Source organism: Methanosarcina hadiensis, from assembly GCF_046529725.1.
In the GTDB taxonomy this organism is placed as follows: Archaea; Halobacteriota; Methanosarcinia; order Methanosarcinales; family Methanosarcinaceae; genus Methanosarcina; species Methanosarcina hadiensis.
The window spans coordinates 4,269,644-4,288,591 of the sequence record NZ_CP136241.1 but is presented as its reverse complement, the minus strand read 5'-3'; the positions used below and the strand labels follow the sequence as shown (position 1 = coordinate 4,288,591).

Sequence of the window (18,948 nt, the reverse complement as noted above, 5' to 3'; positions counted from 1 at the left end):
CATTTAATTTGTGGCAATTCCTGAAAGAGGCTGGAACCAGAAAAGCAAAAACTCCAGCTGGAGTTTGAACTTTCTGCCTGCTGATTACAGATCAGCTGTACAGGCAGAAGCAATATTCTACTAATTCTTAGTTAAGGATCTAATTCTTAATTAAGGATCTTTTGTTGTATTTCTGATCAGATGGGATTGTAAATACAAATGTACTGCCTTCTCCAGGTTTGCTTTTAACCCAGATAGTACCGCCGTGCATCTCGACAAAATTTTTGACAAGGACGAGCCCAAGCCCTGTTCCCTCGTATTCGCGTTTGTGATGCGAATTCAACTGTTTAAATGGCTGGAAGAGCTTGCTCATATCTGCTTCTGAAATTCCTGCACCCGTGTCGCTTACCCTTATCTGGACAGAGCTCCCGGAATTCCATGCTTCGATTGCCACGCTCCCTTTTTCCGGAGTGAATTTGATGGCATTGCTCGTAAGATTGTAGAGGATCTGTTTGAACCTTGTTTTATCTGCACAGACCATTCCAGGCTGAGAGTCTACCTTGACATCCAGATGAATATTCTTTTTTATTGCAAGGGGCTCTATTGCCGCTTTAATTTCATCGATAGCCTGGGAAAGGTAGAATGGCTCACAGTCAAGTTCCATTTTACCGGCTTCGATCTTTGAGAGATCAAGGATATTGTTAATTAAATTTAAGAGGTGTTTCCCGCCCTTTGAAATGTTATTTATATAAGATGTCTGTTTTTCATTCAGGCTGCCAAACATCCCTTCAAGCAATATATCCGAAAAACCTATGATCGAGTTCAGGGGCGTTCTCAGATCGTGGCTCATAGCGGCCAGGAATTCATCTTTACATTTATTAGCAGCCTCTGCAGCCATTTTGAGATTTAGCAATTCTTCTTCAGCCTTTTTACGCTCGGTAATATCCCTGCATATGCAAAAAACCAAATTCTGATTTCCAAACATGACTGAATTTGAATTGATTTCAACATCAAAAACCGTACCATCCTTGCGGCGATGGCGCGTTTCGTGAAGAATTCCTTTACTGTCACCCATCCGGACCAGCTGGAGCATTTGCTCACGTGTATAATTAACATCCCAGTCCCACATGTGGAGCGTATGTATTTCCTCAAGTGAATAGCCAAGCATCTCGGCATATTTCGGGTTCGATTTGAAAACCTTGCCGTTCTGGTCAAGAATAACTATCCCGTTCCGCGAATGCTCTATAACGACACGCCATAAGCGAGCTTCTTTGACCAGAGTTTCTTCTGATTGTTTTTTTTCGGTAATGTCCTGGACTGTCCCTATGACCACATTTCTCCGGACATCGTATTCAGCCATAGAGTGTATAATACGGATACTACTATCGTTTTCTCTTATTATTTCGAATTGCACATCGCAAGGCAGGTTTCTTTCCACAAGATCCTTCAGTGCTTTTTCCATCACCGGAAGGTATTTTGGCAATGGTAAGTTTCGTATTCTGCTAAGGGTGAGCTGCCCCTCTTCGAGCCCGCATATTCTTCTTGCTTCTTCAGAAAAGTCCACTTTTCCGGAACTTAGATCAATTTCCCAGCTTCCTATATGCGCGATTCTCTGGGCAGTACAGAGTTGCATTTCTTTCCTTTTCAGTTCCTCTTCATCTGACTTCCTTCCGGTTATATCGTGAGCCATGAAGTTTTCCTTAAAGGACCCATGCAGATCTTCATTTGCCGGGAAAAAATTTTTCTTACTATTATGCGTGGAGGTCTCACCGGAGTTACATGGGTTATTGCGCAAGAAACTATCCTTCCCTGAGGAATATAACTTAAGTTCACCTGGATTTAACTCAAATATTTTTTCTGTCATAAGAGATCCCCGATCGCTGTTTCTGCAGAAAACCTGCATAGTTTCCATTGGTACATGAATTTCAAATCGAGCATCCTGAAACGTTACACACAAATAATGCAAACAGGGAGCCGGTGATATTCAAGAAACGCTTTTATAATTTTTCTTTAGATAACAGGTTGGATGTTATACCTATAAATATATTTTTGTTAACCACTGGTATAACAATCATAACCTTATTGCATGCATATCAAAAAATAGATATCAAATCTGGTAAGCGCCATGTTCACCAGATTGAGCAAGATCTGATGAAAGATTCCAGTAGAAAAGCTCTTGCATATCCTTATAATCCTTAAAAAACATTGAACCAGAAAAGAATTAGAGCCGTCGGGGGGATTTGAACCCTCGACCTGCTGATTACGAATCAGCCGCTATACCGCTAAGCCACGACGGCGCATGGAGTAAAGAATAAGCAGACTTAAAATAGCAATCAAGAATTTAACTATTTCGCTCGTTAAATATATTTCTGCCCTGAAAAAGGATAGTTATTAGCTAAAACAAATGTTGCAGGTTACTTCTTTACTCTCCTGTTTTATCTATCTTGTTTTATTTAAGTTCAATTTTAATCATTATTTCTTTCACGCATAGCTCTTAATTTTGATCCCGTAATTTCTTTTTTCAGCCTGCAAAGAGATTTTTTAGTTAAAGAGAATTTTTAGTTATACACTCCCGCGCCCATAGAAGTGCAGGCGCGCAGGAACCTCATGTTCCAGAACTTAAAACCCCATCAAAGAAAAAAATATTAAAGAATCTTTGCCTCTATGCAGATATTGTATTGATGGGGAGCGTATGAACGGACAACTCTTGTTTCCAGAACCTCGACCTTTCTTCCTGCTTTTTCCGCAGCTTCCCGGATAAGTCCGATAGAGCTTTCAAACAGGTCATCTTCAGGAGTTATTCCGTAATAATAGATTATCCCTCCGGATTTAGTAAGAAGGACAGCAGAATCAAGAAACTCGTAAGCACTATGGGGCAGGTTCATGATTACATGGTCAGCAGTTCCTGCGAACCTTTTTGCCTCTTCTCTGGCATCGCCTTCTATTGCTTCAATGTTTTTTGCGGAATTAAGGGAAATATTTTCTTTAAGGTAGCGCACAGCATCCGGGTTTTTGTCTATTGCCACAACTTTTGAAGGTTTTTTGCTTTTTGCGAGCAGGATACTGTAAGGACCGACTCCGGCAAACATATCAACAACCGTATCACCGTCCTTAACCCTGGAGAGGATTCTTGAGCGCTCCGTAGAAAGGCGGGGGGTAAAATAAGCTTTTGAAAGGTCTATTTTGTAGCGGCAGCCGTACTCCCTATGAATAGTTTCTGTCCTGGGCTCGCCTGCTATTACTTCAAATTCCCGTACCCTGAACTCTCCGATTACAGGAGTAAGCGGCTTGACCACGGATTTTATGTTTGGCTGCGTCCGAAGGAGGGCATCGGCAATCTTTAAAGCGGTTTCTGCGTCCAGGTTCTCGTCTTCCAGAAGGGCAATATCCCCTACGACTTCGTAAGCGGGACTGAAGCCTAGAAGGTCTTCAGGGGCAGGCTTTTTTTCAATGGGTTCAAAATCGAACTCCGCCATTTCAGAGTCCAGCGGCAGATCCTTCAGCTCTTCAGAGACAGGTTCCCTTGAGAGAGGGAGATATAGAAAGGTTTCATCCGAGCCAATCTTTAAAGAATTGTCAAAAATATCAAGACCAAGGAGTACCCTTCTCGCAGGTTCTCCTTTTTTCTTGGGGACTTTTATGCACTTCCTTTTCATGAAAAATCGACCTTTCGGAGTCCTAAGGGTATCCTCCATTATTAAACTATCCCATTCTTCGGTTCCACCAGTAAATCCAACCTTCCGGTTCTCCTGGTTCGGAAAAAGATTTTCTGCAGAGAAGAGATTTAAGGAACTCTGTTTCCAAAGGAATCTTTAATCCTGAATCTTATTTCACATAAAGACGGTTAACTAAAGCCAGGAAACAAACTGACTAAAGGGGTGCTGAAATTGAGAATGGGATCCGGTATCAACAGGATAAGAAAAATCTCGCTTAAATTGCAGGTTTCAACCCTGCTGACCTATATAATCGGAATTGCTGCACTGAAGAAAAGCCGCTTAAAAAAAGATGGAATTCCAAAGCACGGGAAAATAAATACTGCAGGATATATGATTGGAGCCCTGTCTTTGCTGTATATGGGGTACTCCGCGACAAGGCTCATACTCACAGGAAAAGCTCCTGCGGCAGTATTTATTCACGGCCCTCTCGGGCTTGTCACTCTGGCTCTAAGCTCCCTGTTCGTAGCTAACAGATGGAGCTGGAAGACGGTTAAGAACATGAAGATTCTTGTAGTTTTATTCCTGTCGACTTTCAGCGGAGGAGTTTACCTGTTTTCAGTGTTGAGCAAGCGGGAAAAGCTTCAAAAAAGCTTAAAACGGAAAGGAATGCTGACATAACGGTCATAATAAAGAATCATTATCAAAATAATTGAGCCGCATTGCTGGAGTTGAGCATGAAATAGAACCCAAAAGAAATTAGAAATATCCCGCATGCGTAGAGGATAAACCTGTGTGCATTTTCGGAAAGCAGGGCTTTTCCGCGGCTGAAGGACCCGGATACTGCAGTAAACCAGCTAAGGTCTGCTGTCCAGTGCCCGACGATATAAGCCAGTGAGATGAAAATCCCCAGTTCGTGCTCCCTGAGCACAAGTGCGCTGCCCGCAGTAAGCCACCAGATCCAGAAGTAAGGGTTAGAAACCGAGGTTATGAGACCTGATGCTATTGGATTTGAAGTTAATTTCAAACCTGGAGTCCCCTGAGAAATACCTGCAGAAGCAGCATTTTTTGCATCCTTTACCGTAAGAAGTCCGAAGACTGTAAGGGCAAATCCACCAATAACAGAAATAGATGAAACCGCACTGCTGCTGATAAAAGAAGTAAATCCAAAAAGAATTAGAATAAAAAGCATAAGCTCAACAAGCATGTGCCCGAGAAAAATCTCAGGGCCTGCAAGCCAGCCTCTTTTTAGAGAGAGTTCTATAGTTGCAAAAAGCATGGGTCCGGGAACCAGTGCACCAGTAAACCCGATGGTGAAGCCCAGAAGAAAGGCTCCAAAGATCTCGATTATCAGCACTATAATCTGAAGATTTTATAAATTAGCATAGTATGTATAAATTCACATTTTCAAAAAAGGAGAGAACCCTGTAAACAGGATGTAAGCACAGCTAGGAAAGATAGCTCTAAATGAAGGATAATTCTAAAGGAAGGATAATTCTAAAGAAAAGGAAGAAAAAAAGGGTACATTTAAACCCTTACCTGCCTGAAAAACCTTAAATCAGACTGGTTGAATTAAAAAGAAGAAAGAATTAGAGAATAATCTCTATATCCAGTTCTTCTGCAAGCTCTTTATATCTGTTCCTGATGGTAACTTCAGTTACACCGGCAACATCTGCAACTTCCCGCTGAGTTCTCCGTTCTCCGCAAAGAATTGATGCAATATAAATTGCAGCTGCGGCAACTCCGGTAGGGCCTCTTCCGCTTGTGAGTTCTTTTTCAGAAGCCTGCCTGAGGATCTCAACGCTCTTTGACTGGACCTCTCCTTTCAGGTTAAGCCCTGAGCAGAACCTTGGGACGTAGTCAATTGGAGAGGTAGGCATGAGCTTTAAGGCAAGTTCTCTGGAAATGAAACGGTAGGTCCTTCCGATTTCCTTCCTGCTTACCCTGGAAACCTCTTCGATCTCATCAAGAGTTCTCGGAACACTGCACTGGCGGCAGGCTGCATAAAGAGCTGCGGCTGCTACGCCTTCAATGCTCCTCCCGCGGATAAGGTTTTTGTCCACGGCTTTTCTGTAGACCACTGCAGCGGTTTCCCTGACAGTTCTCGGAAGACCGAGAGCAGAAGCCATTCGGTCCAGTTCGGAAAGCGCAAAAGCCAGGTTTCTTTCAGTTGCGTTACTTACACGGATTCTACGCTGCCATTTTCTTAAACGATAGAGCTGTGCACGGTTTTTGGAGGAGATAGACTTTCCATAGGAGTCACGGTTCCTCCAGTCAATCATCGTGGAAAGCCCTTTGTCGTGTATTGTATATGTCATGGGCGCACCCACACGGGAACGCTTCATGCGCTGATCGTGATCGAAAGCTCGCCATTCCGGTCCTTCATCCACAAAGTCGGCGTCAATGACAAGTCCGCAGTCACCACACACGAGCTCAGCCCTCTCATAATCGTGGACTAGGTTTCTGCTACCGCATTCTGGACACACGGCCTTTTCATTCTCAACAGTTTGCTCCTTTTGTTTTTCTTTGCGAGCTTTAATCATGGCACGTATTTTTTCCCTTTCAAGAGTGTCCGAATAGCGAACTCTTTCGACTTCTACCATATTATATCACCTTACAAATTAACATGACCATATGTTTATCCCTGAATTTCAAGCCTGCACGATATAAATTACGATATATATATAAAAGAAGGGACAAGAAAACTCGCGGCCCTAACTAGCGAAAAATTTATAAATGAGCTAAAGTCAAACCATGACAAAGGATTAAAATCTTCATAGAATGTCAGAGATCTCACCGGATATAGACTCTTTCATTAACAAGAGCTCGAGTTTCTGATTCAGGAATTCGCTTAAAGCCCTTCACTAAAAAATATGGATGGTTCACAGGTCCAAAGACACTGGCAATTGTACCAATCCGGTTCAGAGCTTTGTCAACAACAACCGAATTCAACTTAGGAAAACTACCTGAGACGTTATCGGGTTTTACCTCATCCCCTCTGATTATCAGGTTTCTAGCACCTGATCTGTGCAGCACGGTACCGAGTCGTTTCATATCAGCCACGAATAGTTATGCCTCTATACTCAGGGCAAAAATACCCCGGCTTCGAGTGGAAATAAACTGTCAGCCCCATAAGAATATATATTATGGACTGAAAAGCATATGTAGTCTACGTTCATAATATATAAAGATATCGCAAGACGTATATTATACATAGAATTTAACTAATTTAAAAGAGTAAAGTATAAAATGCAGAAGAAGTAAACCGCAAGTTTATATATAAGATTGCCACTGCGGGCAACAATCAGATTAAATATCCGGGAATTAATCAGTGACGGAACTGTAATGATCCCGGTCTGTTAAGCCTGAAAAGGAGAATCATTGCCCAACTTTTTAAGAAAGCATAAGTATGCTTAATACTATAATGAAAAAAATTCTACAAGATAATCTATTTATTGTGGGGCTGGCTTTTCTATTCTTGACAACATATCACTGTTGTAAATTATCATGCATATCTTCAAGAAAAATAAATAAAATGTCGGTACTTAAAGGGAAAAATAAAATTCTCTTGTTTTATTTTATTCATAGTATTAACTATGATTGTTTCTTATGAATTTTACCAATTCACTTTAAGATACTGTTATTTAGTAACTATATTTGTCCTTAAATTTAGAAATGTTTTTATTGTCTAATTATAATTAAAATGTCATGCAGAGAGTTTAACTAATTTAAGAGAGTAGATAATAAAATATAGAAAGTAAACCACAAGCTTATAATAATTAAATAGCTATTGTTGGCAACAACCGGACCTATGGTCTGGAAATACTTGACTCTAGCTCCGATTAATGATCTCGAATCCAGGGAGGAGAATCATTGTCCAAGTTCGTATATTTTTTTGGTAAAGATGTAACTGATGGCAAAAGTAGTATGAAAGACCTGCTTGGAGGTAAGGGTGCAAACCTTGCCGAGATGGCAAATCTTGGAGTTCCCGTACCGCCAGGTTTTACAATAACAACTGAAGTCTGTGTTCTTTATCTTAAGGAAGATAAATATCCGGAAGAAGTACTCAGACAGGTAGAACAGGCAATTGATAAATTAGAAAAATTAAACGGCAAAAAACTGGGAGATCCCGAAGATCCGTTACTTGTTTCTGTAAGGTCCGGAGCAAGGGTGTCCATGCCAGGAATGATGGACACGGTTTTGAACCTGGGACTTACTGACAAATCCGTTATAGGGCTCGCAAACAAAGTTAATGATGAAAGATTCGCTTACGACTGCTACCGAAGATTTATCGCCATGTTTGGGGACGTGGTGCTTGGGGTTGAATTCAGAAAATTCGATTCATTGATCGATGACAAGAAAAAGGAACTTGGGGTTAAGTCCGATACCGATCTCGATTCAAAAGCATTAAAAGAATTGGCAGAGAAATTTAAGGAAGTAATCAAACTGGAAAAGGGATTCGAGTTCCCCCAGGACCCCAAGATTCAGCTTCAGATGGCAATTAACGCTGTTTTTGATTCATGGAATAACCAGAGAGCCATCACTTACAGAAAGCTTAACAATATCGATGACAGCTGGGGCACAGCCGTCAATGTACAGACAATGGTTTACGGTAACAGAGGAGACACCTCAGGTACAGGTGTTGCTTTTACGAGAAACCCGTCCACTGGAGAAAAGAAATTTTTCGGAGAATACCTCATCAATGCACAGGGTGAAGATGTAGTTGCAGGTATAAGGACTCCGGACTTTATCGATACTCTCGGGAACAAGATCCCTGAAGCCTATGCCCAGCTTGTGGATATCTGCCAGAAACTTGAAGCCCACTTCAAGGACATGCAGGACATAGAGTTTACCATACAGGAAGGAAAACTCTATATGCTGCAGACCAGGACAGGAAAGCGCACAGCTGCTGCAGCTGTAAAAATCGCAACCGACATGGTGGCAGAAGGGCTAATAGATAAAGAAACCGCTGTAAAAAGGGTTAATGCGGAACATATCGACCTTCTCCTTCACCCGAGAATTGACCCGAAGGCAAAACTTGAAGTAATAGCAAAGGGTCTTCCCGCGTCCCCTGGAGCTGCTGTCGGAAAGGTGGTTTTCACTGCCGAAGATGCCGAAGAGATGGCAGAGATCGGAGAAAAGACAATTCTTGTCCGTACCGAAACCTCTCCTGAAGACATAGGAGGGATGGCAGCTGCACAGGGAGTTCTTACCGTACGCGGAGGGATGACCTCTCACGCTGCAGTCGTAGGCAGAGGGATGGGCAAGCCCTGTGTTGTTGGCTGCGGAGAAATTTCAATCGATATGAAGAACGCCCTCTTTATGGTTAATGGTTACACCATTAAACAGCACGACTACATCACTATTGATGGAAGTGTGGGAAGCGTCATTATCGGGAAAGTAGACCTTATCGATGCCGAAATAAACGAAGACCTGAAAAAGCTCCTTGTCTGGGCTGACGAGATCAGGACTCTCGGAGTCAGGACAAACGCCGATAACCCGGTTGATGCCGCCCTTGCACGTGAACTTGGTGCAGAAGGTATCGGGCTTTGCAGGACAGAGCACATGTTCTTTGGCGAAGACAGGATCCCTGCAGTAAGGGAAATGATCATGGCCGAAGATGAGAAATCAAGGAAGAAAGCCCTCAAGAAACTGCTTCCAATGCAGAAAGAAGACTTCCTTGGAATCTTCCGTAGTATGGAAGGCCTGCCTGTTACTATCAGGCTCCTTGACCCGCCTCTGCACGAATTCCTCCCGGACAAAGAAGAGCTGGATGCAAAACTCAGGGAACTTGAAGCGTCTGGAGACTGCGGAAAGATCGATGAGGTAAAGAAGGTTATCCAGCGTGTGGTTTCCCTTAAGGAACTCAACCCTATGCTCGGGCACAGAGGATGCAGGCTCGGGATCACCTACCCTGAAATTTACAATATGCAGGTACGCGCAATCATGGAGGCAGCCTGTGAACTCACTGCCGAAGGGATGAAAGTGATTCCTGAAATTATGATCCCGCTCGTTGGCCTTGTAAAAGAGCTCACCCTTACAAAAGAAGAAGTCCAGAAGACTGCAGAAGCCGTAATGGCTGAAAAAGGTATGAGAATCGACTACAAAATAGGTACAATGATCGAACTCCCCAGAGCTACAATTGTTGCAGACCAGATTGCTAAGGAAGCCGATTTCTTCTCCTTCGGAACAAACGACCTGACCCAGACAACCTTTGGGTTCAGCAGGGACGACGTTTCCAAATTCGTGCCTATCTATCAGAAGGCAGGCATTCTCGAGCACGACCCCTTCGCAGTTCTGGACCAGGAAGGCGTTGGCGAGCTCATGAAGATCGGCATACAGAAAGGCCGCTCCGTTAAACCCAAACTTAAAATGGGAATCTGCGGAGAACACGGCGGAGAGCCGAAATCCATTGCCTTCGCTCACGAAATAGGTATTGACTATGTGAGCTGCTCGCCCTACAGAGTCCCGATTGCAAGGCTCGTGGCTGCTCAGAGCACAATGGAAATGAGAGACGCAAAAAAGTAAAAAATCTGTAATTTTATTTCTGGCAGGACTAAATCCTGCCTAACCTTTTTTTTGAAAAATAACTTTCCTGAGCGTAGCAAATCTTTCCGTGCTCGTATTTTATTTAATACTTGAATATAAAGTAAGGCGATACGCTCTTATTTATACTTTATATCCAGACTATCAAACAATTCAAGATTAAGAAATAATAACAAACTAGAAAAAATTTTTAAAAATAGAGAGTTTAATGGATGAGGGAAAACTTATAAAGATATAAGAAAAGAATTTATTGGGTTCAAATGCGCTTTCCAAGATCAATTAAAATTCTATAAAAATTGGTTTTGAGATTAGTTCGAAAACAAAATTGTAAGCACTATAACTCGCCGTTCTTGTAAGCATGGTTGATAAATGAATGAACGCAGGAATGAAATATTAATATTGATAAAAATTATTCGATATACTATTGCTGTTTCCTTTTTGTCTGGAGGAACAGTATTGCTCTCTCAAGGAGAAATTCTCCCTGGTATACTCTCGATTTTGATAGGCATTATATTAACTCCTGCAATTGCAGATCCCCTTGAAAGTAAACTGAACTTCCCGTTACCCAACATTTCTCAGATTTATAGTTATACTTCTTCTGTTAATGGCTAATGGCTATCAGTGCTACACTTTCACGGTAACAAAACTACTTTGATCGTGAAATCTAAAGAAAGTATGAAATAGAAATTAAAAAAATCAAAAGAGAAATTAAATGTAGATGAGCCAGAATTAGCTCACCTTTCAGTATTCCCGTGAGATCATATAATCAGCAATCTGAAGGAGAAGAGTTTTTTCAGGACAGTCGCTGAGAACATCCAGTTTTGCCTTGCCTTCGTTAATGTATGAGATTGCAAGATTTTTCACATAATCAAGGGATCCGCACTCTGTCAGAGTCCTGACGGCTGCTTCGGTTTCTGCTAGAGTTGCTTCGCCTTTTCCGAAAATGTCCAGCTTCACACCTTTCTCGAAAGCGTTGATGACGATAAGGGTATGCTTTCCTTCCATAAGGTCACTGCCCCTCACCTTTCCGAGCACTTCTTCAGGTGCAGTCATATCAAGGACGTCATCATACATCTGGAAGCCTATCCCTATAAGGCGCCCATATTCTGATAAAGCCTCAGCGACTTCGTCAGAAGCCCCGCCAAGGAGAGCTCCGATTTTAGCTGCAGCTGCATAGAGGACAGAGGTCTTCTTTTCCACCATCTCAAGATATTCGGATTCCGTAACCTTTTTTCTTGTTTCGAAATCCATGTCCAGCCACTGGCCTTCGCAGATTTCAGTACAGGTTTTTGAGAGTACATCCATACACTTTAAAACCCTCACAGGCTCGTTTTCGGCTTTAGAGAGGATTTCAAAGGCTTTGGAATAAAGGGTATCGCCGGCAAGAATTGCTCCGGCTTCCCCCCATTTTACATGGACTGCAGGCATTCCCCTGCGGATATCATCCTTGTCCATTATATCATCATGGATCAGGGTGAAATTATGCACAAGCTCCACTGCTACTGCTGCAGGCAAGACGGATTTGAGGTCGGAACCGACAGCTTCTGCTACCAGGATAAGAACTGCAGGACGAAGGCGTTTCCCCCCGGCATCCACAAGGTAACGGGAAGCTTTGTACAGTTCCTCAGGCCTGGTTACAGGAAGCAGTTCGTCAATTGCAGCATCAACATGGGAACTTCTTTTCTTAATTTCAGCAATTAGTGTCATAATCATCACGAGAACACGGGGTTTTTCATTATAGAGTTATTCTTCTATATATAACACTTCGCCGTTTCTGAGAAGGTGTACGGTATCCCCGAGTACATACCCCGCATCTTCTGCCATTTCAATATAATGTCCGTGCATTTCCATGTCTCCATGGGCAGGAATTACATGTTCGGGATTTATCATGCGCAGAAGTTCCCAGTGGTCTTCCCTGTATGCGTGCCCGGACACGTGAACATTGTCATAAATCCTTCCGCCCTTCATCTTGATTTTGGTTTCAAGGGCGTAGCGGTTAGCCTGAGTCATAGGGCTCGGGATCACGTTTGCAGAGAAAATGATCCTGTCCCCAGGCTCAATTGTATAGGGAGTCTCCCCGTTTGCAACCCGCACAAGGATAGAGCCTGGCTCTCCCTGGTGACCTGTAACAATGGGCAGGTATTTGTTTTTACCATCCTGCATGATGCGCTTGAATGCCCTGTCGACATCTTTTCTCGTGCCGTAAATCTCAACATTTGAGGGCAGCTCAAGATAACCGAGATCCCTGGCAGCACCCACATATCGTTCCATGGAGCGGCCCATGAGCACAGGGATTCTGCCCATTTCCTCGGCAGCCTCGATGATTGCTTTAAGCCTCGCAATGTGAGAAGCAAAGGTCGTAATAATCATGCCGACATCAGATTCTTCGGTTCCGAGCAGAACATCCCTGACCATATCTTTTGCGATCTGTTCCGAAGGAGTCTTGCCTGAGCGCCCTGCATTTGTGCTCTCTGTAATCATCGCAATGACCCCTTCCTTTCCGAGGGATTTGAAGCGGTCAAAGTCAGGAGCATCACCCATTGTTGGAGTCCTGTCCAGCTTGAAGTCGCATGCATAAAGGACAGCTCCTGCCGGAGTGTGTACAGCTGCAAGCACACAGTCAATGATGCTGTGCTGGACCCTGATGAATTCGATGGAAATATCTTCCGTAACCTGATAGGTTCCGCCTGCCTGCAGAGGAATAACCCTGTTGCAAACCTCAAATTTGCGCTCAGACTCTATCTGCTGCCTGATAATAGCTGCTGTGTACGGAGTGGCAAGTATAGGGGCATTGTATCTGTGGGCAAGTTTCGGGATCGCGCCTACGTGGTCAAGGTGCCCGTGGGTACAGACGATTGCCCTCACAGTCCCGTTTATTTCTTTCATGATTGTATCATCAGGAATTGCACCCATCTCGATCAGTTCAAGAGAATGCATTTTGTCAATCTCGACATCCTCGTGAATTTGAACCCTGTCAAGTCTGAGTCCCATATCAAGAATGACAATATCTTCGCCTATAATAACAGCAGTCATATTGCGGCCCATTTCATTATAGCCGCCGACTGCAACAATACCTATTTCAGTCATATTTTTTAACCTCGTATTAACTTAGAGAATATTTTATCCTTGTGAAACCGAAACCTCAAAACAGATAAGGTAACGGTTTTAAACTTATGAGCATGAATGTGAACACGGAATGGAAAAGTATAGAATAATCTTTTTAGAAAAGTCACTTCTAAAAGCTACTTCTTATACCCTTAAAGAAGTCCCCTCCTGGATCAGGTGCACCAGGTTGCAATTCCTAGCAGAAATATACACTTTAAATATATATTTGTTTCAGTATACAAATATTTTAACCTGCCGGAAATTTCGGAACATGACTCATATCCTGTTCCTCATATAACCAGTATTTTCAAAGGGATATTTATAACGGTAAAGAAATCCAATCTGATCACGCAGAATGCGCAGCCTCAGTATCTTTCCTTAGTTACAACTATTTCAAACCTGTTTTCGGATAAGCTTCAGACTAAGGGCAAGCTTCCACCTTTAGACAACTTTACTAAACTATTTTCCATATTCCAGTGGTTTAATATTCCATATTTTAGCAGCTCAATTTATTCCAACAATTTATTTCAACAATTTATTTCAACAATTTATTTCAACAATTTATTTCAACAATTTATTTCAACAATTTATTTCAACAATTTATTTCAACAATTTATTTCAACAATTTATTTCAACAATTTATTTCAACAATTTATTTCAACAATTTATTCCAACAATTTATTTCAACAATCTACTTTTATACTCCACATTATTTCATCTATGCAAACATTTTACAGATTCCAGCTGTTCAGCACGAAACCTTGTTCTTTATCTGCTGAATAACTTTTCAATAGGTTCCACATTTCATTCAATTAGTGAATATTCCTGACTTAGCGAACTTAAGAAGTGACTTTAAACTTATCAATTCCCCAACGATATTGAGGATTTAGTTAAAGGAATTAACCTTAACAAAGACCTTAAAGGGCTGATCGCCAGAACCAATACCTGAACCAATGATTTTAAGGAGCAGATACAGGGGAAATATCCTGACCAGCATTTCTAGATGAATTTCGAAATCAACCTATAAACTGGTAATTTATTGCTCTAATTGGAAGCAACCTTGATTAATAATTTTTATGAAGCGAATTCCGTCCTGTAACGAATGATAACTGTAATCAAGTCATGTTTCGTGAAATTCTATCTGAGCTAAATCTATTATGGTAATTATAGTTATCTGAATACCGGAGTCAACCTTACTTCAAGATATAGTTAGTTTTATGCTCCGGATATTCATGCAAAACTGACAGACAGCGAACAGGCATTACTCCTGCCACTTTATTATGCATAACATGTGCCATTTAAAGGCTCTGTCACATTGTTAGCCTGTCAGAAATTAGCAGCCGAACTTTTTCCTGATCAGGTTATAACCAGAGATATTATGAATCAGTTTTGAAACAGCCAGGAAGAGGTTTTAAAGCGATCTAACTGGCTCGGGTTAACTTAGCCAATATCAACTATTTTCTTTTGAGACATTACTTCCGTTTTACCTATAAACGTTACCATGGAATAACTGGTGATCGAACAAAACTGTGATTGAATAGACCGTTATCGGATAAATCTATTGTGGGTTGTCAGGGATACAGCAAAGGGAGGGATAAGCAGTCTATCCTTTTTTCAGCTTAAACGGCATTTGTGGGCAAAGAAAGGTCCTTTACATTGAAACCGCGCTGTTCGAGGTATTCGCGCGTCCATCCGGTGACAACGACAGGAGCATTATTCAGAGCCCGGATATCTGCACACCCACAGAGAAACATTGCAGCTTTGAACTCTTCAAGCATGCAGGAAAGGACATTGACAACCGATTCTTTACCTTCAAGGGAAGGCCCCACAAAAGGCAGGGCCGCACTTGCCACACTGGCTCCGAGGGCAATGGACTTTGCTATATCAAGCCCGTTCCTTACTCCACCGGTTGCGATAAGAGGGAGAGAAACCCTTGATTCTATAAGGCTGGCAACAGTAGGAATCCCGAAGTCCCAGAAAAGTTCTCCGAGGCGTTCAGAAACCGAATCCCTGCTTTCTTTTGCCCTGTAGACTTCCACTCCTGCCCAGCTTGTGCCGCCCACTCCTCCCACATCGATTGCAGAGATTCCGGCTTTCTGAAGGAGAAGAGCATCTTCCCTGGAAATACCTGCCCCTGTTTCTTTTACAATGATCGGGGTTTTTATTGAGGAACATATTTCAGAAATCATGTCCAGGCAACCGGTTGCATCCCTGTCCCCTTCTGGCTGGACTGCTTCCTGCAAAAAATTAAGGTGAATCGCAAGGGCATCGGCATCAATCATTTCAATGAGTTTTTCTACTCCTTCAACTCCATACTGGCGGATCTGAGCAGCTCCGACGTTTCCGTAGACAAAGGCATCAGGAGCTTTGTCCCTGACAATCCTGAAAGAGTCTTCCTGGACAGGATCGTCGATTGCAGCTCTCTGGCTGCCAACTCCGATTCCCACTCCCAGTTCTTCGGCTGCAGATGCGAGTGCAGCATTTACGGGAATAGTATCAGGGTGCCCTCCTGTGATCGATGCAATTAGAAACGGCGCTTTAATGCGCTTTCCAAGAAAATCCACGGAAAGATCAAGCTCATCCATGTTTAATTCCGGAAGTGCCCTGTGGATCAGGGTCACATCTTCAAAACCTGCACTGGTCCGCCTGGCTTCAACCGGGCTTTCAGCGCAGAGCTTCAGGTGTTCTATCTTTCGCCTGGAGGTAGTATTGATCATGCTTCATACCCTTTTATCCGGACTGATCCTGGTCCCTATGGATTCTCCGTTCAGGAACCTGTAAATATTATCCGCTTTTCCTGCATTAAATATGTGGGAAGTGATACTAGAATTTTTGCTAAGTTCAAGAAGTTCAAGAACCTTTCCAAGCATCCCGCCTGTAACATCTGTACTTCCTGAACCTCCGATGCAATGCCGGAATTCTTCAAAGTTTTCAGGAGTAATTTCAGGCACGGGTTTTCCTTCCTTATCGAGCACTCCATCCTCAGCCGAACCGAGCCCGAGCCTGGTGATCCTGAGTTCCTTTGCCAGATAGGGGACAATCTGGTCTCCGGAGAGGATGCAGGTTCCGAGTTCCATATCCATGGCGACATCTCCGTGCAGGACAGGGACAAACCCCTTTTCGAGCATTAGTTTTATGCTGTCAAGGTACATGCTCTCTATCCTCCCATTTCTGCATACAGCACAGCCCATAGGGTGGACTGCAATAGCCCGGACCCCGAAACTGTTCAGGGCATCCACTACCCTGGAAGCAAGTTTCTTTACGGATTCATGGGTTATAATAGCTCCTTCGGGGTCAAAAGTCCTGTCGAGCCCATACCTTTTTGCATAGGTATGACCAAAAGATCCTGCTCCGTGCACGATAATCATTTTTCCTTTGAAGCCGGAAACTTCCCGCGCAATTCTGAGAAGGTCAGCTTCTTTTACAACCCCTTCGTATGCGCCCTTATCAGTAATGGCGCTGCCTCCAAGTTTAAGGATAACAGGTTCGGTTGAAGCGTTCATTATATCACTTGATGACTTTTTTAAGCCTTTTTTAAGCCTTTTCTAACCGTTTAAGCTTTTTAAACGACTTTTTTACTATGGTCAGGCATTATAATTCAACGTAAACCATAATAAAGAGATTAAGATAAAGAGTGGCGTTCTGTTTGCAGGAAAAATCTCCTTGAAGTCTAGCTCAGTCAACCTTCAGCCCCTCTTCCGTGGGTTTTGTGACAGTTACTTTGCCTCCTGCACCAGCAATAGCTTCAGCCACCTGATCACACTTCAGAGGTGCAGTTAATGCGACCATACAACCGCCGCCACCGGCTCCCGTAATCTTTGCCCCGAAAGCCCCTGCTGCCCTTGCAGAATAGATAAGCTGTGAAAGCTCAAGGATATTTACCCCAAGCGCATCAAGTAAGCCCTGGTTCACGTTCATAAGCTTTCCAATAGAAGCATAATCTCCGGAGAGTACAAGTTTTTCTCCGATTCTTGAGATTTTCCCGATAGAAACCATCAGAGGTTCGATCAATTCAGGGTAGCTGTCGCGAAGTTTCCTGACATTTGCCACAAGTTCCCTTGTAGAAGAAAATACTCCGGTATCTCCTATTACAATCCCGCAGTCAGGAGTTTTCAGCTTTTTCCGATCCGGAATGGTAACAACTCCACCGAAAGTGGAAACATAGGTATCCGTAGGGCTTGCCGCACCCTGTACCTTTATCTCAATTTCATGCCCCAGTTTTGCTATCTCCTGAAGAGATAGGCCGCATCCGAACAATTCATTGAGAGCCCCTATGCTTGCAATTGTAACCGCAGCAGATGAACCGAGCCCTGAACCGACAGGGATGTCCGAGTCGACGGTTAAAAAAACACCTTCTATGGGGACAAATTCCCTCACTTTCTCAATAACAGCAGAAACATAAGGGTGTTTTTCAAAATCAAGGCCCGTTCTGCCAATCTGGGACTGTATAATTATGGAGTCGCTTAACTCCGCCCGCACCCGGGTTCTTAATTCTACTGCACATGCTATTGCGGTTTCTCCGTAAACAACCGCGTGTTCTCCGAAAAGATAGATTTTCCCGGGCGCAGAGCATGAAACCATATTATTCCTCAATAGTTTTCCAATTTTTGCTGAATTTGAGCATGTTAAGTAATTAACTTTACCCTTAAATTATAGCTACGAGTAAAAGTAAAAATAGTATAAAAAAACCTATCCCTGATCTGCTTTATCTCGGGCATATTCCAGAAGATAAAAAGAAATTTTACTGAAATCTACTTAAAACTTGTTTATTTAAATTATCTGCTTAAAATATATCTATTACTTCAGTTATTCCACAATAATTGCAGCATACCCTACAACAGCATTCTTATCCCCGGAAACATCTCCGCTGTTTGCATACTTAAGCAGAGTGGCTCTGGAACCTCCAAGCTTCTGGGAAGCCGAAAGCATTGCTGCAATGGGCCCATACCCGCAAACAGAAGCGTTTCTTCTATAAAGACTGTTATACATGCCTGATATATTGAAATTCAGGATAGCATCTATGACCTCGGAATCTATTTCCTTTGCGCGTTCGGCAGTCTCATAATGAGTGAAATCACTGGACGCTATGACAACAGCACGCTTTCCACTTTCGGAGATAAGATCAGCAACAAGGTTCCCTACCTCAACTGCTGTTTCTTCATCCTGCATGCCCATACAGATTGGAAGAATCTTGAAATCTTTTCCAAAGCGGTATTGAAGAAAAGGAAGCTGGACTTCAATGGAATGCTCGTACCTGTGCCCCAGCTCGTCTGCATCGACTATGCTCCCGAGAAACCCATCGGCTAGTTCGAGATCAACATCAATATTTCCAAGAGGGGTTTTCCATGTTTCCCTGGATACTGCTACCGGCGACCCGTATCCCGTATGGTTGGGGCCAAAAAAAACGTAGGTATCGGCTTCAGGGAGAGTAGCATAGACATTTGCGGCTATCTTCCCGGAATACATATACCCGGCGTGCGGGCAGACAGCCCCAAGAACCTCACGCTCCTGGAGCTCCAGTCCTTCAAAACATCGTTTAAGTTCTTTCTCCAGATTCTCGCTACGCAGGGGATAGAACTGCCCTGCAACTGCTGGCTGTCTCATTTCCAATCACCCATAATATAAGATATGGGCAATTTTTATAAACCCTTGCAGTATGCAGGAC

At 43.0% G+C, this 18,948-nt stretch carries 14 protein-coding genes and 1 tRNA gene; 3 read left to right on the top strand and 12 right to left on the bottom strand.

The genetic code is table 11. The features are described 5' to 3' along the window. Positions 1 to 139: 139 nt before the first annotated feature. The 3 genes from RSJ42_RS18440 to RSJ42_RS18430 all read right to left on the bottom strand — a co-directional run bounded on the left by RSJ42_RS18440 (position 140) and on the right by RSJ42_RS18430 (position 3,635). The gene (locus RSJ42_RS18440) at positions 140 to 1,843 is read right to left on the bottom strand and encodes a PAS domain-containing sensor histidine kinase (protein ID WP_410508666.1); all 1,704 of its coding nucleotides are present in this window, start codon (positions 1,841 to 1,843) and stop codon (positions 140 to 142) included. Between the two features lie 361 nt (positions 1,844 to 2,204). Next, positions 2,205 to 2,276 (bottom strand) — tRNA-Thr (locus RSJ42_RS18435). Between the two features lie 348 nt (positions 2,277 to 2,624). Then, positions 2,625 to 3,635 (bottom strand): class I SAM-dependent methyltransferase, encoded by a 1,011-nt coding sequence (locus RSJ42_RS18430; protein ID WP_410508665.1) that lies wholly within the window; start codon positions 3,633 to 3,635, stop codon positions 2,625 to 2,627. Between the two features lie 231 nt (positions 3,636 to 3,866). Between RSJ42_RS18430 and RSJ42_RS18425 the strand changes: the two genes are divergently transcribed. Further along, positions 3,867 to 4,313, top strand: coding sequence for a hypothetical protein (locus tag RSJ42_RS18425; RefSeq protein WP_410508664.1), 447 nt, complete (start codon positions 3,867 to 3,869; stop codon positions 4,311 to 4,313). 22 nt (positions 4,314 to 4,335) lie between these two features. Here the strand turns inward: RSJ42_RS18425 and RSJ42_RS18420 are convergent, their stop codons facing one another. The 3 genes from RSJ42_RS18420 to RSJ42_RS18410 all read right to left on the bottom strand — a co-directional run bounded on the left by RSJ42_RS18420 (position 4,336) and on the right by RSJ42_RS18410 (position 6,686). Continuing rightward, positions 4,336 to 4,989: a LysE family transporter gene (locus tag RSJ42_RS18420; RefSeq protein ID WP_410508663.1), complete on the bottom strand. Its 654-nt coding sequence runs from the start codon at positions 4,987 to 4,989 to the stop codon at positions 4,336 to 4,338. 232 nt (positions 4,990 to 5,221) lie between these two features. After that, positions 5,222 to 6,235 (bottom strand): transcription initiation factor IIB, encoded by a 1,014-nt coding sequence (locus RSJ42_RS18415; RefSeq protein ID WP_011033712.1) that lies wholly within the window; start codon positions 6,233 to 6,235, stop codon positions 5,222 to 5,224. A 190-nt stretch (positions 6,236 to 6,425) separates the two neighbouring features. Then, positions 6,426 to 6,686, bottom strand: a complete 261-nt coding sequence (locus RSJ42_RS18410) for a Gar1/Naf1 family protein (protein ID WP_410508662.1) — start codon at positions 6,684 to 6,686, stop codon at positions 6,426 to 6,428. Positions 6,687 to 7,505: 819 nt separating this feature from the next. On the opposite strand from RSJ42_RS18410, the gene ppdK reads away from it, so the two are divergent. Both ppdK and RSJ42_RS18400 read left to right on the top strand, forming a co-directional pair. After that, the gene (gene ppdK, locus RSJ42_RS18405) at positions 7,506 to 10,160 is read left to right on the top strand and encodes a pyruvate, phosphate dikinase (RefSeq protein WP_410508661.1); all 2,655 of its coding nucleotides are present in this window, start codon (positions 7,506 to 7,508) and stop codon (positions 10,158 to 10,160) included. 387 nt (positions 10,161 to 10,547) lie between these two features. Next, complete coding sequence (locus RSJ42_RS18400) at positions 10,548 to 10,790, top strand: hypothetical protein (RefSeq protein ID WP_410508660.1); 243 nt, start codon at positions 10,548 to 10,550, stop codon at positions 10,788 to 10,790. A gap of 129 nt (positions 10,791 to 10,919) precedes the next feature. On the opposite strand, the gene RSJ42_RS18395 is transcribed toward RSJ42_RS18400, so the two are convergent. The 6 genes from RSJ42_RS18395 to RSJ42_RS18370 all read right to left on the bottom strand — a co-directional run bounded on the left by RSJ42_RS18395 (position 10,920) and on the right by RSJ42_RS18370 (position 18,893). Next, complete coding sequence (locus RSJ42_RS18395; protein ID WP_410510427.1) at positions 10,920 to 11,885, bottom strand: polyprenyl synthetase family protein; 966 nt, start codon at positions 11,883 to 11,885, stop codon at positions 10,920 to 10,922. 36 nt (positions 11,886 to 11,921) lie between these two features. Continuing rightward, positions 11,922 to 13,265 (bottom strand): RNase J family beta-CASP ribonuclease, encoded by a 1,344-nt coding sequence (locus RSJ42_RS18390; protein WP_410508659.1) that lies wholly within the window; start codon positions 13,263 to 13,265, stop codon positions 11,922 to 11,924. A gap of 1,637 nt (positions 13,266 to 14,902) precedes the next feature. Beyond that, positions 14,903 to 16,000 carry a type 2 isopentenyl-diphosphate Delta-isomerase gene (gene fni / locus RSJ42_RS18385; protein WP_410508658.1) on the bottom strand — a complete coding sequence of 366 codons (1,098 nt, stop codon included), beginning with the start codon at positions 15,998 to 16,000 and terminating at the stop codon, positions 14,903 to 14,905. A gap of 3 nt (positions 16,001 to 16,003) precedes the next feature. Then, positions 16,004 to 16,786 carry an isopentenyl phosphate kinase gene (locus RSJ42_RS18380; protein ID WP_410508657.1) on the bottom strand — a complete coding sequence of 261 codons (783 nt, stop codon included), beginning with the start codon at positions 16,784 to 16,786 and terminating at the stop codon, positions 16,004 to 16,006. A 172-nt stretch (positions 16,787 to 16,958) separates the two neighbouring features. After that, positions 16,959 to 17,864: a mevalonate kinase gene (locus tag RSJ42_RS18375; protein WP_410508656.1), complete on the bottom strand. Its 906-nt coding sequence runs from the start codon at positions 17,862 to 17,864 to the stop codon at positions 16,959 to 16,961. Positions 17,865 to 18,089: 225 nt separating this feature from the next. Then, the gene (locus tag RSJ42_RS18370; protein ID WP_410508655.1) at positions 18,090 to 18,893 is read right to left on the bottom strand and encodes an MEMO1 family protein; all 804 of its coding nucleotides are present in this window, start codon (positions 18,891 to 18,893) and stop codon (positions 18,090 to 18,092) included. Positions 18,894 to 18,948 lie beyond the last annotated feature (55 nt).